Source organism: Microbulbifer variabilis (assembly GCF_052467165.1).
Genome location: NZ_CP174301.1, coordinates 922432 through 946652 on the forward strand (window position 1 = coordinate 922432; position 24221 = coordinate 946652).

Here is a 24221-nt window from a genome sequence, read left to right on the forward strand (position 1 = left end):
TCACCAATAAAAAACGGAGGCTTAGCCTCCGTTTTTTATTCGGATATCAAATTGTTAAATGGGGTACAACATCACTGTATCAATTGATGTACTCCACGGCTTTTACGACCTTCTGTACTCCACCAATTGAACGGGTTACGCCCGCAGCGCGTTCTGCTTCCGCCGGGGTCAGAAGCCCCATCAAGTAAACCACCCCATTTTCTGTTACCACTTTGATGCGAGCCCCATCAATTTCCTTATCTGCAAGCAAATTGGTTTTCACTTTAGTTGTCAGCCAGGCATCACTGGTGGAGGCGAGAAAGGTGACTTTGCCGCGTACCTGTGTCTCGTTGTACACCTGTCGTACGTTCTGAACCTGCTCAGCAGTGCGGCCGGCAAGCATGCGAAGTTCCTGGTTGGGTACCTGGCCTGTGAGCAAAACCACCCCATTGAAGGAGGTTACGTCAACATTTGCTGCTTTCAGGTCGGGGTGGGCTTTGTTGATATTCACTGTGACAATGGTTTCGATTCTCTCATCATCGATATAAGTTCCCAGCGAGCGTTTCCCTGGGTCTTGCTGGATGGGGCCATCGTGAGTGGCCTCCATAACTGTGCTGCAGCCGCCAAGCAGAGAGGCTATGGCAAGCGCGGCCAGAAGGCATTTTCCAACAGAAGATAGTTTTGTTTTCATGGTTCAGTCCTCATAGCCACCGAACAGGCTGCTGTCGATCAAGTCGCACAGGCAAAAAATAGTCAGAAGGTGTACTTGGTGTACCTCTGCTGCGACATCGGAAGGCACGCGCAGTTCAATATCGTGGTTATCCAAGAGGGCAGCGCAATCGCCACCATCTCCACCGGTGAGGGCCAGGATTCCCATGTCGCGGTCTCGGGCGGCGCGCATAGCTTGTACCAAGTTGGAGTCCCCACCATCGCTACTAATTATTATCAGCAGGTCGCCGGGTTGGCCAAGAGCGCGTACTGGGTGGGCGAAAGTATCCGCACTGCCATGATTTTGTGCGACGGTGCCCATGGAGACACCGTCACTATTGAGTGCCATTGCTGGCAGGCCGGGGCGCTCGCGTTGGAAGCCGCCAGTTAATTGCGAGCTGAAACTCTGCGCCAGGGCGCCACTGACACCATTGCCGCAAAGAAGTATTTTGCTCTCTGCTAGCAGTGTGTGCACCACCATCTCACTGGCCTCCGCAATCAGGGGCGCCAGTATCTCACCGGCGTTCATAGTGGCTTCCAGACTGTGGTGAAAAAGGGTTACGACTCGCTGTTCCATTGTGTCCTTAATTCAGGCGAACCGCAGTTCGCCGTAACTTGGCAAGGTAAATCTCGGTTTTGCCTTAGGCTTCGAAGGCGTTCTTAATCCACTGAATGTTTTGCGCATCGCCGTCTATGGCAAGGACATCGAAGCGGCAGGGACAGTCCAGTTTGTGCTGTTGTAAATAGCTGTGCGCGGTGGCTAGCAGCTTTTGCTGCTTGCGAATATCCACGCTGGCTCCGGCACCGCCAAAGCGACTGCTACGGCGGAAGCGCACCTCCACAAACACGACAGTATCGCCTTCACGGGCGATAAGGTCTATCTCTCCGTGACGACAGCGGTAATTGCGTTCAGTCACCGAGAGCCCCGCGCGTTGTAAGTGAAGCGCTGCGGCACCCTCCATGCGTGCGCCGACAGTACTGGCTGGACGCTTAAAGAGCTTCACTGTTTCCTGTCAGCTGGCCGTTGTCTTGAGGTATCGACAGCGGCTCTACAGTTGTTATTGGCACAGGCACCCCCTTCTCGATTCGTGCCCACATCTGTTCTCGCACAATGCGGCCATCAGCACTCAGACTGAGTGCCCCAGTGAGACCATGTACTTTCTGTTGCGGAAACTGGCGCAACATGGGAAGGCGTGGGTAGAGGCGGAATGCATCGGCGCCCAGAGCGTATAAACGGGCAAATGCTGGTGCCGGAGCGGCTTGTTGCTCTATGTCTTGCTTGGTCTGGTTATTCTCAAATAGCCAGGGCAGGGCGGTAAAGCGTACGCCGTTAATATCGCGGTCACGATTTGGATTGACACTACCACCAAAAACATGGGAGGTGGCATAAACCGGTAGGTCGCCGGCGTAGTAGTAGGTCAGCATAGGATTGAGTTGGCGGGCCTGTTGGGGCAGGGCTGCTACAAACACCATATCGACATCATCGCGGCGCCGTGGGGTGAACTCCAATGGCGCGGCCAAACGGCCCTGCAGTTCCTTTTTGCGCGCTTTGCTGGCTGGGATTAGTAAAGCATCGCTAACGAGGTTGGCAAACTTGCTGTTATTGGGGAATGTCTTGCCAATACTGACTGAGCCGCCGAGATTTTGCCATTCCTCCCGGAATGCTTCGGCCCCCCGTTGACCCCAGCTGCTATTGGTGGTGAGTACCATTGCCTGGCGGTGGCCCTGACGGTAGGCATGTTGGGCGATCTGACGGGCTTCGTCCTCAACAGCGAGGCCAAACTGCACTAGGTCATTGGTGAGTCGTCCCTGGTCACCATAGTTTAGCGCCAAGGTGGGTACTGGCAGCTTCTCTGTCGCCAGTAGGTTGGAGACTTTGCTCTTGTCCAGGGGGCCAATAATGAACTGAGCGCCTGCATCCACGGCATTCTGGTAGATTTCCTCGAAGGGCTGCTCTGTGCCGGTATCGTATACCAAGACCCTAGGAGTGGTTCCTCCGGCGTTCAGGGCTGTGTAGTGTGCTGCCATAAAGCCATCGCGGATCGCGCGACCGGCACTGCCAAGTGAGCCGGATAAAGGCAGTAGCAGGGCGATGCTATCGGCGCGTTGAGCCGCTAGCCGTTCGAGCAGCTGTAATGCTTGTGGTGGATGTGTGTTGGCGCTATGCGCTGGCCAGCGCTCACGCCAGCGGCTAAGGGCGGTAAGTTGTGAGCTGATATCAGTCTGAGTATCTCGACCCAGTAGCGCCAGCTGATACCAGCCGCGCATCTGGGTGTCGCTGCTTTTATTGGCGCGATTCTTTAATTCACTGGAAGGTAGCTGGGTAAGTAGTTGCCATAAGCCATTGTTGTTCTCAACGATCGCATCATCAGACTTCACAAGGTAAGAAATCTCACGTCGCTCACTAATGGCGCTGTCGAGATTACCAAGGAGGCCCCAAAGGTCTGCGCGCAAGTTGCGTAAGGGTAGCGCAGTCGACTGTGGCAATTGCGCCCAAGCACCCTCAAGGCGTGGAGATGTAGCTAAGTCCAGGGCTTCGAAGAAGTCATCGCCATCGGCAAGTAAACTGCCATACACCTGTGCATAGCTGGCATACAGGGTGTTATCCAGCTGTTCGGGAATAATTTTCACAACAGCTTCTTTGGCTGACTCTTTCTCTCCCAGCTCGTATAGAATGGCGGCCGCCCGAAGGCGCTGCTGGTCCCGCGCGGGAGCCGGCAAGGTCTCGGCGCTACGCAGTAGGCGAACGGCATCGCTGCGGCTGGCTTTGTGGCTGGCCGGGTAGGTGGGCTGGTAAGCCCCCGGTCGGGAGGCTGGAGTTTGGCAGGCGGTTAAAGCCAGTGCCAGTGCTGCCGCAGCCATGCTGGTGATCACAGTAGACGTGCGCCGGGAAGAGGCGGACATATTCTTCTCCCGCAATATTTATATTTGGAGTGAACAACTATGGGGCCGGATCAGGCGATGCTTTATATTGTCGCTACGCCTATTGGTAATTTGGCCGATATGGTACCGCGAGCTGTTGAAGTTCTACAATGTGCCGACCTGGTTGCGGCGGAGGACACACGTCACAGTCAGAGACTCTTTTCCCATTTCGATATTGAAACGCCCTTGATGGCGTATCATGACCACTCTGATGACAAGCGCACTGGCCAGATTTTGCAGCGGCTTGAGCAGGGGCAGACGGTGGCGCTGATTTCTGATGCGGGTACCCCTCTTATTTCAGATCCAGGTTATCGTTTGGTGCGAGAGGCGCGTGAGCGGGGAATCCGTGTAGTGCCGATACCTGGGCCCTGCGCCTTTGTAGCTGCTTTGAGTGCTGCAGGCTTGCCTAGTGATCGCTTCAGTTTTGAGGGGTTTCTGCCGGCCAAGGCCGGAGCCCGGGAGCGGGCTTTGCAAGAGTTAGCTGGTGCTACCCGCACGCTGGTTTTTTACGAGGCGCCACATCGAGTTGCGGATACCCTTGAAGCAATGGCAAAAGTGTTTGGTGCTGGGCGTGAAGCAGTAATTGCTCGTGAGCTTAGCAAGGCATTCGAGACTTTCCGCCTTATGCCGCTCGGTGAGCTGGTCAGCTGGGTGCGCTCGGATGCTAATCAGCGGCGTGGCGAAATTGTCCTGCTGGTACGCGGAGCCGAGCGTCGCCTAGTCAATGAGCTGGATGCGGAGGCGCAGAGAGTGATGTCGCTACTCCTTGCGGAGTTGCCGCCCAAGAAGGCTGCGGCTATCGCTGGGGAAATTACCGGCGTTAACAAGAAAGAGCTTTACAATTGGAGCTTGCAGCAGAAATAAGGCGCGGGCTTTTCTTTGTAATTAAGCTTTGCCTGTTGCAATCCCGCTGTCGCCTCATTACTCTTCGCCGCGAGCTGGCCGGGCAATCGCTGTCACCTTGTGTGATGGAGGAAAGTCCGGGCTCCATAGGGTGGAACGCCAGGTAACGCCTGGGGGGTGTGAGCCTACGGAAAGTGCAGCAGAGAGTAGACCGCCGATGGCTTCTTCGGAAGCACAGGTAAGGGTGAAAGGGTGCGGTAAGAGCGCACCGCGCGGCTGGTAACAGTCCGCGGCATGGTAAACCCCGTTCGGAGCAAGACCAAATAGGCCCTCTATAGGTGTGACCCGCACTGAGGGCGGGTAGGTCGCTTGAGGTGTCTGGTGACAGGCATCCCAGATGAATGATTGTCCTCGACAGAACCCGGCTTATAGGCCAGCTCATCCATTCCCGAAGCCCGGCAAGTGCCGGGTTTTCTCTTTTCTATAAATCCGGAACCCTGTTTTTGACGCTTAATTCATGTGGCGAGGCTGCAGTGCGACTATGTGGCGTGTGTCACACGACTTGAATTGTTAGTTTAAAATAATCGATCATTTTGTGAGTGAGTACTCGCACTAATTTGTTGATATGTGAAGATGATATTGGCGCCACTCGCCAAATCTATTCTGTAAGCCGCGAGTTTACTGGGGTTTATGGGGACTTTGGGGTCGATTTCCTTGACTTTGCGATACCCAGTTTTATAGTGTCAAAGGTGGGAAAAAGTGGAAAATCGTGGAACTTTGTGGTTTATTCGCAGCCAGTAAGTGGGTGTTTACATTGCGCGAATAAAGTTTGGGTTTTCCCGCTAGCAACCTGCAAAGGTGCAGTTCGCTGCGATAGGCGTAATTGATAGCGAGTGAAAATCTCAAAGTGTATTTGGGTAGCCATGCAATCAATATGGATGCCAAGGGGCGTCTGGCGATACCAGCGCGGGTCCGCGACCGGCTGCTGGATGACTGCGCCGGTTGTTTGGTGATTACTGCGCATACAGAGGAGCGCTGCTTGCTGGTTTACCCTGCGCCCCAGTGGCAGCAGATTTTACCAAAGATAGAGTCCCTACCCAGTTTTAATAAAGTGGCGCGCCGCGCCCAGCGTCTTTTAATTGGCTATGCCTGCGAATTGCAGGTGGATGGTAATGGCCGGGTATTGATCCCACCTACCTTGCGTGAATACGCCGGGCTGGAAAAGAAGCTGATGCTGGTAGGGCAGGGAAAAAAATTAGAACTTTGGAGCGAGGAACGCTGGATGTCCTGGCTCGATGACAGTGAAGATGAGGAGGGAATGCCAGAGGAAATGGCATCCCTCTCTTTATAAGGAGTACACGGGGTGTCTCAAGAATTGCATCGCAGTGTGTTACTGCGCGAGGCCGTGGACGCCCTGATTACTGATCCAGACGGCTTTTATATCGATGGGACTTTTGGCCGTGGTGGCCACAGTGCCGCAATCTTGAAACAGCTAGGTCCCAAGGGACGTTTGTTGGCCGTTGATAAGGATCCACAGGCGATTGAATACGCCCATCAGCGCTTTCAGTCTGATTCACGTTTTTCGATCTGGCACGGCTCTTTTGCCGATATGGACAGTGCGGCGGCTGAGCAGTCGGGGCGGGTCAACGGCATTTTATTGGATTTGGGCGTCTCATCCCCGCAGCTGGATCAAGCTGAACGCGGTTTTAGTTTTATGCAGGATGGGCCACTGGATATGCGCATGGATACCAGTCGTGGTCTCAGCGCAGCCCAATGGGTGAATACCGAAGATGAGGCTGAAATGGCCAGGGTCTTCAAAGAGTATGGGGAGGAGCGTTTCGCTCGCCGTATGGCTGCCGCTATCGTGCGCCGCCGGGTGGAAAAGCTCTTTGAGCGAACTTTAGATTTAGCGGAAGTAGTCAAAGCGGCCAATCCCGCCTGGGAGAAAGGCAAGCATCCCGCCACCCGGGTTTTTCAGGCAATTCGTATCCATGTTAATGGCGAGTTGGATGATTTGCAGAGCGCGTTGGATAAATCCCTGCAGCTGCTGGCTCCGGGAGGGCGGTTGGTCATTATCAGCTTCCATTCGCTGGAGGATCGCATGGTCAAGCGCTTTATTCGCGAGAAGGAGCGTGGCCCGCAACTGCCCCGGGGGCTGCCGGTAATGGATAGTCAGATCGCCAGGTCTCTGCGCTCTCTGGGTAAGGCAGTGAAAGCCAATGAAGTTGAGGTGGATGAGAATCTGCGCTCGCGCAGTGCGGTAATGCGGGTTGCGGAAAAGCTGTCAGGGAACTGATAGCAATGCGGGGCAAACTTTTGATCGGGCTCGGGTGTTTGTGGTTGGCCGCGATGGCTTCAGCCCTGTCTGTAGTTTATTCAACCCAGCGCAGCAGAGAACTGACCGCTGAATTGGGTAGAGCACAAAAAGCTCAGGATGAATTGCGCTATGAGCAGGAGCGTTTGCTGTTGGAGCGAGGAGCCTGGTCTGCCTACAGCCGCGTGGAAAAGGTAGCTCGCGAAGAATTAAAAATGCATGTGCCAGCTCCATCTGATCAGGTGCTGGTAACGGTGGATTGATATTAAGAACTACAAGCCTTAATAGATTAGGCCCCGTGGTTTGTATGTCTTTGTGCTTTGAAGAGTGGCACCAAAATAAGCATAAGAATTTTGAGCGTAAAGGGTTTTAGGCGGGTTGTTCAAGAGAGCCCTGAAGGAATTTGATTTCAAAGTGAAAAAATAACGCCAACTGGAAAAATATGGGCGCAATCAAGAAAAAGCAAGTTCAACCGGGAATTGCCCGCTGGCGTTTTGTGCTGGTGGCAGCTCTGTTATGCCTGCTTGCAGTGGCTTTGGTGCTACATCTGGCGCGCTTGCAGGTTGTGCCCGCTGCAGAACGCGGTTATCAGTTTCTACAGGACCAGGGGCGTGCGCGGACTATTCGCACGGAGGAAATCGCTGCTTATAGGGGCTCCATTGTCGACCGCAACGGCGAACTACTAGCGGTCAGCACACCGGTGCATAGTTTGTGGGCAAACCCCAAGCTTTTGAAAGAAAGTGGTATTAAAAAGCTTGATGAGTTAGCCCGGGCCCTTGAGTTAAAGCCATCTAAATTTGCCACGCGCTTGGAAAAGTACCGCAATAAAGAGTTTATGTATTTGCGCCGTCACTTGACCCCTGAACAGGCCGGCAAGGTACTGGATCTCGGGCTTTCTGGGGTTTATAGCAAGAAAGAATACAGACGCTTTTACCCTGCTGGGGAGGTGGTTGCCCAACTTTTGGGTTTTACCAATATTGATGATCGTGGCCAGGAGGGTCTGGAGCTGGCCTACGATAAGTGGCTTTCTGGCCAACCTGGTGCACAGCAAGTAGTAAAGGATCTAAAAGGCCGCACTGTCCAGGAGCTGGCCATTCAGAGAGAAGCACAGCCAGGCCAGGATTTGCGCCTGTCCATCGATATGCGCCTGCAATACCTGGCTTATCGTGAGTTAAAGCGAGCTGTTGCTGAAAATGGTGCTGCCTCGGGTTTTATGGTGATTCTCGACACCCATAGTGGCGATGTGTTGGCGATGGCCAACCAGCCCTCATTTAATCCCAACAACCGCAAAGGCGTGAAGGCCTCAGCCATGCGTAATCGCGCCCTAATCGACCAGTTTGAGCCCGGTTCCACGGTAAAACCCTTGACTGTGTTAGCTGCTCTGGAAACCGGGCGCTACAAACCTCACACCCAGATTGATACCAGTCCTGGCTATATACGTGTGCCAGGCAAAACCCTTGTTGACCCGGTTAATTATGGCAAGTTGGATCTCACTCGCATTATCACCAAGTCGAGCCAGGTTGGTATCACAAAAATTGCCTTGGATCTGGAACCAAATTCGCTACGGGAACTCTTTTACCGCCTGGGCCTGGGAGAGGCAGTTGGCAGTGGGTTTCCTGGAGAGACACCGGGCATTCTGCCAAGCCGTAGTCGCTGGCACCCAATCGAGCGGGCCAATTTTGCCTTCGGCTACGGTTTAACAGTAAATGCTGTGCAGTTGGCTCAGGCCTATAGCGTGCTGGCCAATGCCGGGCTCAAGCGGCCAGTCTCCCTAGTGTTATCTGGGGATAAAGTCGATGTTGAGCCCGAACGGGTGATTGAAGGGCCGCTGGCGCAGCAGGTAACCGCCATGTTGGAGACGGTTATTGGTGCTAGTGGTACGGGGCGTCGAGCCAAGGTGGACGGTTATCGTGTTGCTGGTAAGACCGGCACGGTGCACAAAGTCGGCCGCAGAGGTTATGAAGATAGTCGTTACCGCTCGGTATTTGCTGGCTTTATCCCTGCTGACAAACCCCGCCTGGCTGCGGTTGTAGTTATTGATGATCTCAGCCATGACAAGTATTCCGGTGGTGAAGTGGCGGCACCGGTATTCGGATCGGTAATGGCTGGAGCTATGCGCCTGCTGCAGGTACCGCCAGAGCAAGTGGAGCCCGCGGAACGACAGCTGGCCGCGCAGTTAAGCGAGAGAGGTTCAAAATCGTGACTCAGCGCGAAAAACAATTTATTTCCCTACAGGAATTAGTGCCAGGTTATGCGGGTATCCCCGATATTGCCGTTAGTGGCGTTGCCCTGGATAGTCGCAAGGTAAAAGCCGGCGATGTATTTATGGCGCTGCGCGGTTCTATCGTTGATGGGCGAGAATATATTGACTCTGCAATTGAGGCTGGCGCTGCAGCAGTGCTAGCTGATGGCGATACACTGGAATGTAAAAGCCGCGGTGACATTCAGATTGTCAGTGTGCCGGGTTTGGCCAAGCGTGTTGGTGAGATTGCCTCGCGTTTTCATGGAAACCCCAGTGGAGAAATGCATCTGGTTGGGGTGACCGGTACTAATGGTAAGACTACTTGTGCCTACCTGACTTCTCAATTATTGGCCCATCATTTTGGCAACGCCGCTGTGATTGGCACCATTGGTAATGGTATTTGGAATGACGGAGAAATTGAGTTACAGGAAACTGGGCTCACAACGCCAGACCCTGTGTATCTGCAGGCAGACTTTGCCAATTTTCGGGATCGTGGAGTACGAGCTGCGGCAATGGAGGTTTCCTCCCACTCCCTTTCCCAGGGGCGTGTGCATGGTCTGATTTTTGATACGGCTATTTTCACCAACCTTTCCCGCGACCACTTGGATTACCACGGCAATATGGCTGCATATGGTGCTGCCAAGGAAAAACTGTTCGGGCTACCGAAGCTGAAACGCGGCATTATCAACTTGGATGACCCTTTTGGTGCCCAGCTGGCAGAGCGCTGTAAATTGCGCGGCCTGCGTGTGCTGACTTACGGACTGCAAGCTGGTGACCTGCATGTGACCGATCTTTGCCGTCATGAAAAGGGCTTTTCTGTTGAACTCGATTCACCCTGGGGGCGTGGTGAATTAAACGCGCCCCTGATCGGGGATTTCAATATTTACAATGCACTCGCGGTAGTTGCAGCGGCGGCATCTGCAGGCATGCCGTTTGAGGAAATTCTCGCCGTTTTTCCCACTATAAAAGCGGTGCCTGGCCGTATGGAGCGAGTACAGGTAAAGGGGGCGGATGAAGTGGGAGTGTTAGTGGATTATGCCCACACCCCGGATGCTCTGCGCGCTGCCTTGGCTGCTGCCCGCCCATACTGCCGAGGCAATTTACTCTGCGTGTTTGGCTGTGGTGGCGACCGGGATAGCGGCAAGCGTGCATCCATGGGGCGCATTGCCTCAGAGATGGCCGATCGTGCAATTGTGACCAGCGATAACCCCCGCAGTGAAGAACCACAAAAAATTATCGACGATATTCTTGAAGGCGCCGCCAATAATATTGAAGTGGAAATCGATCGTGCCAAAGCTATCGCCCAAGCTGTCGCAGCGGCACAACCGGGGGATATCGTCCTTATTGCAGGCAAAGGTCACGAGGATTACCAGATTATCGGTAGTGAAAAAATTCATTTCTGCGATCGAGAACATGCTGCGGCAGCACTGCGTTTGCGCGCTGGCAAGTCTGCGCAGGCTGAGGGTATGGAGGGAGAAACCCAGTGATCAGGTCTTTGTCCCTGCAGGATTTACAGGCCCGTTTTGGCGGTGAGCTGGTTAACGGTTCCGTGGAGTTTTCGCAGGTGTTTACTGATACCCGGAAACTCAATCCCCAAGCTTTGTTCGTGGCATTAGTGGGTGAGAACTTCGATGCGCATGATTTTGTAGGCGAGTTGGATGGCCAGGTATTGGGGTTAGTGGTTGATCGCGAAGTCCCCGGTTGCAGCTTGCCGCAGTGGAGGGTGGAGGATACTACTGTAGCCCTTGGACAGATTGGCCTGATGTGCCGCGAACAGTTTACGGGACCGGTAATTGCTATCACTGGCTCTTGTGGCAAAACCACTGTCAAGGAAATGCTCTCGGCTATTTTTTCCCAGCGCCACACTCCCTGTGTGACCAGGGGGAATTTGAACAATCAGTTCGGCTTGCCAATGACCCTCTTTGGCCTTTCTGATCAGCACGATGTACTGATTCTGGAAATGGGGGCCAGTGGGCCTGATGACATCGGTTATTTGTGCGGTATCGGCAAGCCTCTGGTCAGCGCAGTCAATAATGTGATGCCTGCCCATGTGGAAGGCTTTGGTTCGGTGGATGCCATTGCTAGGGCAAAAGGGCAGATTTACTCAGGTCTGGAAGTTGGTGGTACTGCAATTATCAATGCCGATGATAACTATGCGGATTACTGGCGGCAGCGCATGCCGGAAGGTGTGCGCACTTTGGAGATAGGTCTCTCCAATCAGTGTGCGCTGTACGCTGAGAATATTGAGTTGGATGCAACCGGCTGCGCCGCATTTGACTTGGTTATTGAGGGTGTTACGCACCCAGTTAAGTTGCAGTTACTGGGCGAGCATAACGTTCACAATGCCCTTGTTGCTGCCGGCTGCGCTTTTGCCGCAGGCATCCCGGCTGCGGAAATTGTTCAGGGGCTGGCAAATATCAGCGGGGTATCCGGGCGTCTGCAGGAGCAGCCAGGCATCGCCGGAGCGACGGTGATTGATGATAGCTACAACGCAAACCCGGGTTCAGTAGGGGCCGCTATAGAGCTGCTCGCGCAACGGCCGGGTAAGAAAATTTTGGTATTGGGCGATATGGGTGAATTGGGCCCTGACGCCGAGGATATGCACCGTGGTGTCGGTGCCCTAGCGCGCAAGCGGGGGCTTGATGCGCTATTTACTTTTGGGCCGCTGGGTACTGCCGCCAGTATGGCTTTTATCGAGGGGCGCCATGAGTCTCTGCGCAATTACCGGGAAAGAGAGCTGCTGATCGCGGCTGTGACTCAAGAGCTTGACAACAATACTACCGTACTGGTGAAAGGTTCTCGCAGCGCTCGAATGGAACTGGTAGCGCAGGCACTGCTTGGCAACAGCAGAGGGGAGATGTAATGCTGCTTTGGCTGGCGGAATTATTACAACAACATGTGAGCACCTTTGCGGTGTTCAATTATTTAACTGTGCGCGCAATTCTGGCAGCACTTACTGCCTTGGGAATTTCCCTGATTGTTGGGCCGCGCATGATCAACTGGCTCAATCATTTACAGGTTGGGCAAGCCATCCGTGACGATGGCCCTGAGAGCCACTTAAGTAAATCGGGTACACCCACTATGGGCGGTACACTGATACTTGCCTCTATTTTTTCCTCTGCACTATTGTGGTCGGATTTGGGTAACCGCTATGTATGGGTAACCCTGTTGGTTACCTTTGTATTTGGTGCTGTCGGTTTTGTCGATGACTATAAAAAAGTTGTACATAAGAACCCGCGCGGCTTAATTGCCCGGTGGAAATATTTCTGGCAATCCATTGCTGGCTTGGGCGCTGCGATTTATCTCTATATGAGTGCAACAAGCCCGGCGGAAACTCAATTTTTTGTGCCTTTTTTCAAGGATGTTGCCATTAACCTGGGGCCAGTGAGCTTTATTGTACTGACTTACTTTGTCGTAGTCGGCTCCAGTAACGCAGTCAACCTGACCGATGGCCTGGATGGTCTAGCCATTATGCCAACGGTAATGGTAGGCGGAGCCCTGGGAATTATTGCTTACTTATCTGGGCACGTTGAGTTTGCCAATTATCTGCATATTCCCGCAATTGCCGGAGCTGGGGAGTTGGCAGTGTTTTGTGCAGCTCTGTGTGGCGCCGGGCTCGGTTTTTTATGGTTTAACACCTATCCCGCCCAGGTATTTATGGGAGATGTGGGTGCGCTGGCACTGGGTGCGGCACTGGGAATCATTGCGGTAATTACGCGGCATGAAATTGTACTGTTCATTATGGGTGGCGTTTTTGTAATGGAAACAGTTTCTGTCATCCTGCAGGTGGCGTCATTCAAACTGACTGGTAAGCGTATTTTCCGCATGGCACCGCTGCATCATCATTTTGAATTAAAAGGTTGGCCGGAACCACGCGTAATTGTGCGGTTTTGGATTATCACTGTGATCCTCGTATTAGCCGGGTTGGCAACACTCAAGCTTAGATAAAAACAAATGAGCCTGATCGCGACTTCTTCGCAACAGAAAGTGGTAATTGGTCTTGGCGCTACCGGAAAATCGGTGGTGCGCTATCTGCTGCGTCACGGTCACACACCTGTGGTTGTCGATAGTCGTGAAAAGCCGTCGGGATTAGATGCTTTTTATAAAGAGTTTCCGCAAGTGCCGGTGGAAACCGGAGCGTTACGTCCAGACACACTGCTTGCAGCCAGCTTAATTATTGCCAGCCCAGGCGTTGCCCTGGCTGAGCCTGTGTTGCAACAAGCTGTGGCCGAGGGTATTCCCGTGATTGGGGATATTGAGTTATTTGCCCAAGCGCTTATACGTGAAAAGTCTACCGCAAAGCTAGTGGCAATTACCGGCTCCAATGGCAAAAGCACGGTAACCACCTTACTTGGCAAGATGGCTGAGGCGGCAGGTGTCGATGTGCGTGTGGGGGGAAATATTGGCGTACCGGTATTGGATTTACTTCAGAAGCCTTTGCCGCAATTGTTCGTTTTGGAGCTTTCCAGTTTCCAATTGGAGACGACCTATTCGCTAGCGGCAACTGTCGCCACGATTTTGAATATGAGTGCGGACCATATGGACCGCTACCCCAGTATGGTGGAGTACCACCGGGCCAAGCAGCGGGTTTATCGCGGTGCTGAACAATTTGTTGTCAATCGCGCTGACCCCCTCACTCAGGGGCCCTTGTCACGAGAGAGACGTGAGTGGACTTTTGGCCTGGACCAGCCTGATCTTAATCAGTTTGGTGTGCGTATTGTCGATGGGCAGGGTTGGCTGGTTCAGGGTACTGAGCGACTGCTGCCGATAGAAGCAATGGCCATGGTGGGCAAGCACAATGTTGCCAATGCTCTCGCAGCGCTCGCACTGGGTAATGCTGTTGAATTGCCTATGCAGGCAATGCTTGGAGTGCTGAAGACCTTCCGAGGGTTACCACATCGATGTGAGCGGGTGGCCGACCTGGATGGGGTTATTTATGTCAATGACTCCAAAGGTACGAATGTGGGCGCAACCCAGGCGGCGCTGGATGGCCTGGCAACGGAAAGCCGTAAAATAGTATTGATTGCTGGTGGCGATGGCAAGGGCGCTGACTTTTCTGCATTGAGCAGCAGTGTAAATACACTGCGTGCAATGGTTTCTATTGGTGCCGATGGCGATAAGGTCGCTCAAAGTTTTGCAGACGAGTGTGAAATTTGTCGGGCTGAATCTATGGTGGATGCCGTCGCTCAGGCTCGAAGGCTGGCGCATAATGGTGACTACGTATTGCTGTCGCCGGCTTGTGCCAGTTTTGATATGTATCGTAATTTTGAAGCCCGAGGCGATGATTTCCGCAATTCGGTTCTCGCACTTTGTGAAGCTGGGGGGGCTGGATGAACGAACTCCCGGCACCTTCAAATAGGCGAGATTTCCTCGATGCCCTATTGCCGCTCAGTGTACTGGCACTGGTCAGTATCGGAGTGGTGATGGTCGCTTCTGCTTCTATCGCGTTTGCGAGTGATATTTATGCGGATCCCTGGTATTTCCTTAAGAGGCATTTGGCATTCCTGGCGATAGGTGCTGTGGTGGCACTGGTTGTGAGCCAGATTCCGTTGGCTATTTGGTCGCGCTTGTCATGGCCGCTTTTACTGTTTTCCTGCCTGTTACTGATTGTCGTATTGGTGCCGGGTATTGGGCGTGAAGTAAATGGTAGTCGTCGCTGGTTGGTTCTTGCCGGGATTACCATCCAGCCTGCCGAAGTGGCCAAGTTTTGCATGCTGGTATTTTTTGCGAGCTTTTTGACTCGCCGTAACAAGCAGTTGCATCACTGGAGCAGTTTTATGGTTCCGGTGGTTATTTTAGGCACTGTTGCACTATTGCTGTTATTACAGCCGGACTTTGGTTCTGTGGTAGTGCTTTCCGGTACAGTGCTTGCAATGGTTTTTTTGGGTGGGGCTCGGTTGCCACACACATTCCTGCTGGTAGCGGCAGCGGCCTGTGGACTTGCCTTGATGGCTCTCACGAGTCCCTACCGCTTGCAGCGACTACTGACATTTTTAGACCCTTGGGGCGACCAGTTTGCCAGTGGCTACCAGTTGACCCAGTCGTTAATCGCTTTTGGTCGGGGAGAGTGGTTTGGTGTAGGTCTTGGTAATAGTGTGCAGAAACTATTTTATCTTCCCGAGGCGCACACCGACTTTATTTTCGCCATCCTTGCCGAGGAATGGGGCATGGTTGGCGGCCTGGTGGTAGTTGGTCTTTTTGTGGCATTGACCTACTCGCTACTGTGTCTTGTACGTACGGCTTTGACTCAGCAGAAATTCTTCGCAGCACTATTGGCCTTTGGTATGGCTGTGCAGTTGGCTGGACAGGCTTTTGTAAATATGGGGGTGGCCTCGGGTTTATTACCAACCAAGGGACTGACCTTACCTTTCGTCAGTTCCGGTGGTAGCAGTTTAATAATTTGCTGTGCGCTACTTGGATTGGCATTGAGAATTCGCAGTGAATTGCACGCGCAATCAGATGGTGGTAATGCAACCCTCGGTCTTTTCAGGCAGCTACCAATGTTCGGCCTGGCACGTTCCGGCGGCACCATGACCCATGGGGAGGCAGTGTAATGTCCCAGAGCGAAAAGATTTTTCCCGGCAAGAAATTTTTGGTAATGGCAGGTGGTACCGGAGGGCATGTCTTTCCCGCTTTGGCGGTGGCTAAGGCCTTGCATGATCAAGGTGCCAGTGTTGAATGGTTAGGCACCGAGCGCGGAATAGAAGCGCGTTTAATTCCCGAGGCGGATATCCCGCTACATTTTATTCGAGTGGAGGGGGTACGTGGTAAAGGTAAACTGGCCCTCTTAAAGGCACCATTACAGATAATACGCGCTGTTTCTCAGGCGCGCGCAGTGATTAAAAAAGTACAGCCAGACTTGGTGCTCGGTTTTGGAGGGTTCGCGACAGGCCCTGGTGGTGTGGCTTCAAGGGTTTGTGGGGTTCCGCTGATTATCCACGAGCAAAACGCAGTGGCGGGGACTACTAATCGTTTACTATCCCGAATTGCCAACAGGGTATTAGAAGCTTTTCCCAGTGGCCTGCCCGGTGCTGTACAGGTCGGCAACCCTGTGCGCAGTGAGATTGCCTCCTTACCGGAGCCTCAGTTGCGTATAGGTACAGAGTCACCTTTGCGCTTGCTGGTGCTGGGAGGCAGCCTGGGAGCAGTGGCTATTAATGAGCTGGTGCCCAGGGCGATAGCTCAATTACCAATTTCTCTGCGGCCGCAAGTAGTACATCAGTCGGGCGAGCGCCACTTGGACTTGGCTCAGGAAGCGTATCGCACTGCAGGCATAGAAGCTGAGGTTGTACCTTTTATTTCAGATATGGCTGAAGCTTACAGCGCAGCGGATCTGATTATTTGCCGGGCAGGTGCTTTAACTGTATCTGAAATTGCCGCCGCAGGAGTAGGCGCAATTATGGTTCCTTTCCCATTTGCTATTGATGACCACCAGACACGTAATGGGGAGTGGTTGCAAAGTGCGGGGGGGGCTATTGTGGTTCAACAGAACGCAATGGATGTACAGGCGCTTTCCATGTTGTTACAGGAACTTCTTTCGAGCCCAAAGAAACTACTGGAGATGGCTGAGGCCGCACGGCGCGCAGCTAAAACGGATGCGACTGAGCAGGTAGTGACTGCCTGCAGTGAAGAACTGGCTTTGGCCAGATAATTAAATAGTAAGTGGACGAAGGTTAAGAGAATGTCTTCTGAGCGTACAAACGCAGATAAAAGTTACGCTGTTCCGGCGATGCGCCGTATCCGCCGTATCCACTTTATTGGGGTTGGTGGTGCTGGAATGAGCGGCATCGCAGAAGTATTGCAGAACCAGGGCTATGAGGTTTCCGGTTCTGATTTGCGTGAGTCACCGGTGACAGAGAGGCTGCGTAAACTCGGTGTCGAAGTGCAGATAGGGCACAGTGAGGCAAATATTCAGGGCGTAGACGTTGTAGTGAATTCGTCAGCAGTACATGGGGATAACCCTGAATTGATTGCTGCCCATAACAAGCGTATTCCGGTGGTGCGTCGGGCAGAGATGCTTGGTGAGCTAATGCGCTATCGCTATGGGATTGCTGTTGCTGGGACTCACGGCAAAACTACGACAACCAGTTTGATTGCTGCGATTTTTGCCGCAGATAAAAAAGACCCCACCTTCGTTATTGGTGGTTTGGTCAATGCAGCTGGGGCTAACGCGGCGTTGGGTGAAAGCCGATACCTGATTGCTGAGGCGGATGAAAGCGATGCTTCCTTTATTCACCTGCAGCCTATGGTAACCGTAATTACCAATATTGATGCGGATCATATGGAAACTTACGGCGGCGACTTCGAAAAAGTGAAGCAGATCTTTATCGATTTTGTTCACAACCTGCCATTTTATGGTCTTGCCGTGGTCTGTGGTGACGATGCAAACGTGCAGGAAGTGATACCGAAGTTTTCACGCCCAGTGCTCACGTACGGTTTTTCTGAGGGCAATGACTTCCGTATCGTCGAGGTAAACCAGGAACCCTTAAGAAGCCACTTTACTGTCCAGCGCCCTGGTGGTGACTTGTTGCGGGTATCAGTCAATACACCAGGTATCCATAATGTACTCAATGCTACTGCAGCGATAGCCGTTGCATCTGATGAGGGTGTCAGTGATGAGGCTATCCGCAAAGGGCTGGATGGTTTCCAGGGAGTGGGGCGTCGCTTCCAAATCTACGGAAATTTCTCAGTTAGTGACGACGGTAGCGCAGAAAAAGTGATGCTGGTGGACGATTATGGCCACCACCCTCGAGAGGTTGCTGCGACGGTCAAGACTGTGCGTGATGGTTGGCCTGAACGGCGACTGGTAATGATCTACCAGCCCCATCGCTATACGCGGACCCGGGATCTTTTCGAAGACTTTGTTCAGGTTCTGTCAGAGGTGGACAAACTAATTTTGTTGGATGTATATAGCGCGGGTGAATCGCCAATCCCAGGTGCTGATGGTCGTACCTTAGCACGCAGCCTGCGCAATCGCGGTCAAGTTGATCCAATATTTGCTGAGACCATCGATCAGGTTCCACCAGTGTTGGCGGATTTGTTGGAGCCGGGAGACATAGTTTTGACTCAGGGGGCCGGGAATGTCGGAGCTTTGTCCCAGAAGTTGGCACAGTGGCGCCTGGGCGAGAAGACTTCCGAGGCTTAAGGTACGGTGAAGTCTGCAAAAAAAAAGCTAACGCGAAAGAAAGATAAGCCTATTCGCGGAGCTAGCCCCATGGGGGGCGACGGCAGCACAGGCAGAATTAACTGGCGTCCCTGGTTGCTGTTATTACTGGTGGCAGGCTTGGTTATTGGGCTTGGCAGTGGAGGATTGTGGTTATGGCAGCGCCTACCAGCAATCCAGCTGAGTGAAGTGGATACACTGGAGCAGGTTGAGGTTCGAGGCACTTTTAATGCGGTGCCTGAGGAGCAATTAAAAGAAATTTTGTTGCCCTATCTCCAGGCTGGTTTTTTTTCCGCAGATATTCGGGCGATGCGCTCTGCGATAATGGCCAATCCCTGGATTACTTCGGTGTCGATTAGCCGTCATTGGCCTAAGGGTGTTGTGGTTGAGGTGGCAGAGGCTCAGCCATTAGCAGTTTGGGGTAAAGCGCACTTACTGGTAGCTAGTGGAGCTTTACTACCGCGCCCAGCGCATATGCGTCTCGGTGCATTACCTGAACTTGCTGGGGACGAAGAGCTGGTTGGACAAATTATGTCTCAATACCAGGCTCTCGCGGGTCTTTTAACTACGCGGGATATGGAAGTAAAACGCTTGTCATTTGATGACCTTGGCGGCTGGCACCTGGAGTTAGTGTCGGGAATTGAATTAAAACTCGGGCATGATGCGTTACTGGAGCGGGTTAACCGCTTCCTTTTCCTGAGTCGTGGCTTGCTCGCGCCGCATTTACATAAGATAGCGGGGGTGGATACCCGTTATGGTAACGCGGTTGCGGTTCAGTGGAAGAACGAAGAAAAGTAAACAGGGATGCAGCGAGAGCTGCTGTTGAAAGTAAAGTTTAAAGGCGAGGCTTGTATCCAGGTGGAATGAATAAACAGACCCTGGACGCAGCCGAGCGAGGTTGGAACAAAAATGACACAAGTATCCGATCAGCGCATGATTGTAGGACTGGATATCGGCACATCTAAAGTAGTCGCCATTGTCGGTGAGGTCTCGGCGAATGGTGAACTAAATATTGTCGGTATAGGCTCCCACCGTTCCACCGGAATGAAAAAGGGTGTAGTAGTCAATATTGAGTCAACGGTGCAGTCCATTCAACGCGCAGTAGAAGAAGCAGAGTTAATGGCTGGTTGCGAGATTCACTCAGTTTATGCCGGGATTGCCGGCAGCCATATTCGCAGTCTCAATTCCCACGGTATTGTTGCCATTAAAGACCGGGAAGTAACCCAGCAGGATCTCGATAGGGTAATTGATGCGGCTCGGGCAGTGGCTATTCCTGCTGACCAGAAAATTCTACATACACTGCCTCAGGAGTACCTGATTGATAACCAGGAAGGAGTGAAGGAGCCGCTGGGTATGTCTGGCGTGCGACTGGAAGCGAAAGTACATCTTGTCAGCGGTGCTGTTAATGCGGCTCAAAATATTGAGAAATGTATCCGTCGCTGTGGCCTTGAGGTTGAGGATGTCATTTTGGAGCAATTGGCCTCCAGTTATGCCGTACTGACTGAAGATGAAAAAGAGCTGGGAGTGTGCATGGTGGATATCGGTGGTGGCACCACTGATATTGCAGTCTTTACCGGTGGCTCGATTCGCCATACGGGTGTCATTCCCATTGCGGGAGATCAGGTCACCAATGATATTGCTATGGCCTTACGTACTCCGACACCGCATGCAGAAGATCTGAAAATTAAATATGCCTGCGCCCTGGCAAAGCTTGCGCGGGAAGGTGAGACCATCAAGGTGCCGAGCGTTGGGGATAGAGCGCCCAGGGATTTGTCTCGGCAGGCGTTGGCTGAAGTCGTTGAACCGCGTTACGACGAACTGTTTACTTTGGTTCAAGCAGAATTACGTCGCAGTGGTTTTGAGGACCTGTGCGCAGCAGGTGTAGTTTTGACTGGAGGCTCTTCAAAAATGGAGGGTGCAGTTGAGCTGGCTGAGGAAATTTTTCATATGCCGGTGAGGCTTGCAGTACCTCAGGGAATTTCTGGATTGACTGATATTGTGAGCAATCCAATTTACTCCACTGGAGTTGGATTATTGATGTATGCGATGCAGCAGGAAGAGGCTGCAGAGGGCAGAATGCAGCCTGCGCGTAACGATAATCCGTGGTGGGATAAAGTAAAGCACTGGTTTCGCGGTAATTTGTAATAGCGTGCAACCAGAATTAGCCGTCCCATAAGGGATTTTTTTTAGGCGTGGCTGTAAAATTCGACATGAGCAAGAAAGGGGAACAGCGATGTTCGAGCTAGTTGATAGCGTACAGGATAAACCTGTCATCAAGGTAATAGGGGTCGGCGGCGGTGGCGGCAATGCTGTTAAGCATATGATGGCCAACGACGTGGAGGGTGTGGACTTTATCTGCGCAAACACTGACGCCCAAGCACTGAAAGATATTCAGGCGCAAACAATCCTGCAGCTTGGCAACACCATTACCCGCGGCTTGGGTGCTGGAGCCAATCCCGATATTGGCCGTCAGTCAGCACTGGAAGATCGCGATCGCATCGCTGAGGTTCTGACAGGTGCAGATATGGTATTTATCACCGCAGGTATGGGCGGTGGTACTGGTACTGGTGGTGCCCCAATTGTTGCTGAAATTGCAAAAGAATTAGGTATTCTCACCGTCGCAGTTGTTACCCGCCCCTTTAAAATTGAAGGGCGTAAGCGCACTGTAGTTGCCGAGGAAGGTATTCTTGAACTGCGCGATAAAGTCGACTCACTGATTACCATCCCTAATGATCGCTTGCTGGAAGTATTGGGCAGTAAGATCACTATGAAGTCTGCCTACAAAGAGGCTGACAATGTTTTACTTGGTGCGGTACAGGGTATTGCTGATCTGATGATCCGCCCCGGTATTATGAACGTGGACTTTGCCGATGTGCGCACAGTTATGTCTGAGATGGGCATGGCGATGATGGGCTCCGGTTCCGCTATCGGTGAAAACCGTGCCCGAGAGGCAGCGGAAAAAGCTGTGCGCAGCCCATTACTGGATAACGTGAACCTGTCCGGTGCCCGCGGTATCCTGGTGAATATTATTACCGGCAGCGAAGAAGCCGGCTGTCAGGAGCTGACTCTGGGTGAGTACTCAGAGGTTGGTGAGATTGTTCAGGAAATCGCTTCCGACGAAGCTACTGTTGTGATCGGCACCGCGGTGGATGACAAGCTCGGAGACGAGATGCGAGTAACCGTTGTGGCAGCAGGTTTGGGGGAGGGTACCCCGGCAGTTCGCCCTGCTAAGGTGGTGGACAACGCTCGCCGCGCAGATGCGCGAGAGGTGCGTGAGCCTCGTGAGTCCCGCGATATGCGAGAGAGCCATGGCGCAGCTGGTCTGGTGTCCCGTGAAGCTACTGACCCTCGCCCCCGTGTAGAGGTTGAGCGTCCCAAGCGACCAGCACCTGCACTGAATCCTGCTGATGCGGATATGGAGTACCTGGATATTCCAGCCTTCCTCCGCCGCCAGGCAGATTAAGTGTCGGCACCACAGTGGCAGTACACCGCTCATGTCCGCCCGATTCCCGGATCGGGTGTCGCTTCTGTGGTGCGGCTCACCCTGAGTTTGCTCGGATTTTAGTGTAAGCAGTTTTTTAAATAAGGCTTCCTTGGGAATCTTTTAGACTGGCAGGTCGAAAAAAATAAGATAATTAACAATTTTTTACAGTGCTCATGGAGTTTGAGATCTTAGAATGCTGTCTTAGCGACTAGGATGTGGCGCTCCAATCTTTGCTTGAGCTATCCTTTAAGGTAGGTGGCGGATGTTGTAGTGACCACCCCCTCATAATTGGTATTGGCGTCGCAATTATGCTAATATCGGCGGCTTGCTGCGCATTAGGCGTAGACCACCGACTGGGAAAAGATAGTTTCATGATCAAACAGCGCACGCTTAAGAATGCTATTCGCGCCACTGGCGTAGGTCTGCACACTGGTAAAAAGGTTGTCCTAACCCTTAAACCAGCGCCCGTAGACACCGGCATCGTGTTCCGTAGAACCGACTTGGACCCGGTGGTTGAAATAGAGGCCCGTGCAGAGAATGTTGGGGATACCCTCCTTTCCACTACCCTGGTAAAGGGTGATGTACGTATTGCTACCGTTGAGCACCTTCTCTCGGCCATGGCTGGACTCGGCATCGATAATGCGGTTGTTGAGTTGTCTGCCCAGGAAGTGCCGATTATGGATGGTAGTGCAGGCCCGTTTGTATTTCTGATTCAGTCCGCAGGTATTCAGGAGCAGTCCGCGCCGAAGAAATTCCTGCGTATCAAGAAGCCAATTACAGTTGAAGAGGGCGACAAAGTTGCCAGCTTTCTGCCATTTGACGGCTTCAAAGTGTCCTTTACGATCGACTTTGATCACCCGGTATTCCAGGGGCGTAACCTGACGTCTTCTGTAGATTTTTCCAGCACTTCTTTTGTTAAAGAAGTGAGCCGGGCACGCACTTTTGGTTTTATGCACGAAATTGAATACCTGCGTTCCAAAGGATTGGTCCAGGGTGGATCAGTGGATAATGCTATTGTGATCGACCAGTACCGTATTCTGAATGAGGGTGGGTTACGATACGAAGACGAATTTGTGAAACACAAAATTCTCGATGCTATTGGTGATCTGTACCTGTTGGGCACCAGCCTGATTGGTGAGTTCAAGGCATTCAAATCTGGCCACTCATTGAATAATAAGTCCCTACGCCACCTGATGACCCAGAAGGATGCCTGGGAAATGGTGACCTTTGAGGGTGAGCAGGAGGCTCCTATCTCCTACATAAAGCCAATACTGGCAGTATGATCCTCTCGCGAAAAGCCGGCACGACATTGCCGGCTTTTTTACGTGCCTGATTCACAGAGAAGCTATTGGCAATTCTGGTATCCTTGGGTTAATTGAAGTCGCCAGATGATTGGCATGAGGTGTAGCGTACAGATAACGTCTCATATCAGTGGTGATCAAAATTAGAATATGTCGAACTTCTTCCGCTTACTATGAAAGTAATCCTGGTCAATGAGCGCGGTGCAACCCGCAGTTTCAATTTCGGTGGCCTGAGCAAAGCTCTACTGAGCTTGTGCCTGCTCGGCCTTCCGGTAGGTGCTTTTTTTCTCGGTGCAAACCTGCCTGTGGCTAAAACAGACCTGTTTGATGCGCGCACTGCTAAAGCTTGGGAGCGCGCTCTGCGCAAGCAGCAGGAAGAGATTGCGGAGGCTGATCAGGAGGCACGTGAACAGCTGGTGGCCTTAACGGTGAAGCTGGCTGAGCTGCAGGCCCGCCTTACCCGCCTGGATGCCCTCGGTGAGCGACTCACTGCGGCCGCCAATCTCGATGAAGGTGAGTTCGAGTTCAGCGCGGCGCCTGCTATAGGTGGACCTGAAGATCCGGGCATTGCTGGCGCTTCTGAACTTCCCTATCAGCCCCCTGAATTTATCGATGTCATTGGTGATCTGTCGCATCAGGTTGACGATCGCCAGATGCAGCTCAATACCCTTGAGTCCCTGATGGCCAACCTGAAGCTTGAGGACGAGCAGTTTATTGCCGGACGTCCGATCACCAAGGGTTGGATGTCTTCCCGTTATGGGTATCGTACCGACCCATTCACTGGGCGCCGTACTTGGCATAAGGGTGTTGATTTTGCTGGCAAGATGGGCTCCGATGTGGTTTCCGTCGCTGCTGGTGTGGTGACTTGGGCAGATGAGCGCCATGGCTATGGCCAGTTGGTAGAAATAAATCACGGCAATGGTTATTCAACCCGCTATGGCCATAATAGCGAGCTTAAGGTTGGCCTCGGTGATGTGGTAAAAAAAGGGCAGGTTATTGCCCAGATGGGCTCTAGCGGTCGCTCTACCGGCCCACATGTTCACTTCGAAATCTTTAAGAATAATCGCACGGTCGACCCGGCCAGCTACATCCGCCGCACAGGCAGATAACAACTATTCTTCCTTTACGCGTAATTGCCGGCAGCTTGGCATAAGAGTTGCCAGCGGTTGCGCCTTCCTGTTTACTTGCACCCCACGCATAAAGGAGTGTCGGTGCAACAATCTGCCCAGAATTGGCGCCGACAGCGCACATAAGATAAGTGGTTT

Annotated in this window: 21 protein-coding genes and 1 other RNA gene; 18 read left to right on the forward strand and 4 right to left on the reverse strand. The window is 52.7% G+C overall.

Features of this window, described 5'->3' with window-relative positions; all coding sequences use genetic code 11:
- Positions 1–79: 79 nt before the first annotated feature.
- From ACJJIP_RS04020 to ACJJIP_RS04035, 4 genes are all read right to left on the reverse strand, one after another.
- Positions 80–670 carry a BON domain-containing protein gene (locus tag ACJJIP_RS04020; protein ID WP_282952649.1) on the reverse strand — a complete coding sequence of 197 codons (591 nt, stop codon included), beginning with the start codon at positions 668–670 and terminating at the stop codon, positions 80–82.
- A gap of 3 nt (positions 671–673) precedes the next feature.
- Positions 674–1264 (reverse strand): SIS domain-containing protein, encoded by a 591-nt coding sequence (locus tag ACJJIP_RS04025; RefSeq protein WP_020412612.1) that lies wholly within the window; start codon positions 1262–1264, stop codon positions 674–676.
- 64 nt (positions 1265–1328) lie between these two features.
- Complete coding sequence (locus tag ACJJIP_RS04030; protein WP_020412613.1) at positions 1329–1691, reverse strand: YraN family protein; 363 nt, start codon at positions 1689–1691, stop codon at positions 1329–1331.
- Complete coding sequence (locus ACJJIP_RS04035) at positions 1678–3591, reverse strand: penicillin-binding protein activator (protein WP_444946266.1); 1914 nt, start codon at positions 3589–3591, stop codon at positions 1678–1680. The genes ACJJIP_RS04030 and ACJJIP_RS04035 overlap by 14 nt, the downstream gene beginning before the upstream one ends.
- 39 nt (positions 3592–3630) lie before the next feature.
- Here ACJJIP_RS04035 and rsmI point away from each other — a divergent pair, with 39 nt between their 5' ends.
- From rsmI to ACJJIP_RS04125, 18 genes are all read left to right on the forward strand, one after another.
- Positions 3631–4473 carry a 16S rRNA (cytidine(1402)-2'-O)-methyltransferase gene (gene rsmI / locus ACJJIP_RS04040; RefSeq protein ID WP_020412615.1) on the forward strand — a complete coding sequence of 281 codons (843 nt, stop codon included), beginning with the start codon at positions 3631–3633 and terminating at the stop codon, positions 4471–4473.
- Between the two features lie 70 nt (positions 4474–4543).
- Positions 4544–4897, forward strand: an RNA gene (gene rnpB / locus ACJJIP_RS04045) — RNase P RNA component class A.
- A 462-nt stretch (positions 4898–5359) separates the two neighbouring features.
- Positions 5360–5803, forward strand: coding sequence for a division/cell wall cluster transcriptional repressor MraZ (mraZ, locus tag ACJJIP_RS04050; protein WP_282953554.1), 444 nt, complete (start codon positions 5360–5362; stop codon positions 5801–5803).
- 12 nt (positions 5804–5815) lie between these two features.
- Entirely contained in the window at positions 5816–6748 is a 933-nt protein-coding gene (rsmH, locus tag ACJJIP_RS04055) for a 16S rRNA (cytosine(1402)-N(4))-methyltransferase RsmH (RefSeq protein ID WP_020412617.1), read from the forward strand.
- A gap of 5 nt (positions 6749–6753) precedes the next feature.
- Positions 6754–7029, forward strand: a complete 276-nt coding sequence (ftsL, locus tag ACJJIP_RS04060; protein WP_020412618.1) for a cell division protein FtsL — start codon at positions 6754–6756, stop codon at positions 7027–7029.
- Between the two features lie 179 nt (positions 7030–7208).
- Positions 7209–8969, forward strand: a complete 1761-nt coding sequence (locus tag ACJJIP_RS04065) for a peptidoglycan D,D-transpeptidase FtsI family protein (protein WP_282952652.1) — start codon at positions 7209–7211, stop codon at positions 8967–8969.
- A complete protein-coding gene (locus ACJJIP_RS04070; RefSeq protein WP_020412620.1) occupies positions 8966–10495 on the forward strand; it encodes a UDP-N-acetylmuramoyl-L-alanyl-D-glutamate--2,6-diaminopimelate ligase in 1530 nt (509 codons plus the stop codon). The genes ACJJIP_RS04065 and ACJJIP_RS04070 overlap by 4 nt, the downstream gene beginning before the upstream one ends.
- Positions 10492–11871: a UDP-N-acetylmuramoyl-tripeptide--D-alanyl-D-alanine ligase gene (locus ACJJIP_RS04075; RefSeq protein ID WP_353376033.1), complete on the forward strand. Its 1380-nt coding sequence runs from the start codon at positions 10492–10494 to the stop codon at positions 11869–11871. The genes ACJJIP_RS04070 and ACJJIP_RS04075 overlap by 4 nt, the downstream gene beginning before the upstream one ends.
- The gene (gene mraY, locus ACJJIP_RS04080) at positions 11871–12956 is read left to right on the forward strand and encodes a phospho-N-acetylmuramoyl-pentapeptide-transferase (protein WP_444946267.1); all 1086 of its coding nucleotides are present in this window, start codon (positions 11871–11873) and stop codon (positions 12954–12956) included. Before ACJJIP_RS04075 ends, mraY begins: the two co-directional genes overlap by 1 nt.
- A 6-nt stretch (positions 12957–12962) precedes the next feature.
- Positions 12963–14342: a UDP-N-acetylmuramoyl-L-alanine--D-glutamate ligase gene (gene murD, locus ACJJIP_RS04085; protein ID WP_020412623.1), complete on the forward strand. Its 1380-nt coding sequence runs from the start codon at positions 12963–12965 to the stop codon at positions 14340–14342.
- Positions 14339–15562, forward strand: coding sequence for a putative lipid II flippase FtsW (ftsW, locus tag ACJJIP_RS04090; RefSeq protein WP_444946268.1), 1224 nt, complete (start codon positions 14339–14341; stop codon positions 15560–15562). The genes murD and ftsW overlap by 4 nt, the downstream gene beginning before the upstream one ends.
- On the forward strand, positions 15562–16659 hold the full coding sequence (gene murG, locus ACJJIP_RS04095; protein ID WP_444901092.1) for an undecaprenyldiphospho-muramoylpentapeptide beta-N-acetylglucosaminyltransferase: 1098 nt from the start codon (positions 15562–15564) through the stop codon (positions 16657–16659). Before ftsW ends, murG begins: the two co-directional genes overlap by 1 nt.
- 30 nt (positions 16660–16689) lie before the next feature.
- Complete coding sequence (gene murC / locus ACJJIP_RS04100; RefSeq protein ID WP_020412626.1) at positions 16690–18153, forward strand: UDP-N-acetylmuramate--L-alanine ligase; 1464 nt, start codon at positions 16690–16692, stop codon at positions 18151–18153.
- Positions 18154–18159: 6 nt separating this feature from the next.
- Complete coding sequence (locus tag ACJJIP_RS04105) at positions 18160–18969, forward strand: cell division protein FtsQ/DivIB (protein WP_444946269.1); 810 nt, start codon at positions 18160–18162, stop codon at positions 18967–18969.
- A gap of 111 nt (positions 18970–19080) precedes the next feature.
- Positions 19081–20316 (forward strand): cell division protein FtsA, encoded by a 1236-nt coding sequence (ftsA, locus tag ACJJIP_RS04110; protein WP_020412628.1) that lies wholly within the window; start codon positions 19081–19083, stop codon positions 20314–20316.
- Positions 20317–20404: 88 nt separating this feature from the next.
- A complete protein-coding gene (gene ftsZ / locus ACJJIP_RS04115) occupies positions 20405–21634 on the forward strand; it encodes a cell division protein FtsZ (RefSeq protein ID WP_020412629.1) in 1230 nt (409 codons plus the stop codon).
- Positions 21635–22026: 392 nt separating this feature from the next.
- Entirely contained in the window at positions 22027–22938 is a 912-nt protein-coding gene (lpxC, locus tag ACJJIP_RS04120) for a UDP-3-O-acyl-N-acetylglucosamine deacetylase (RefSeq protein ID WP_020412630.1), read from the forward strand.
- Between the two features lie 191 nt (positions 22939–23129).
- Positions 23130–24065, forward strand: a complete 936-nt coding sequence (locus tag ACJJIP_RS04125; protein WP_020412631.1) for a M23 family metallopeptidase — start codon at positions 23130–23132, stop codon at positions 24063–24065.
- Positions 24066–24221: the final 156 nt, after the last annotated feature.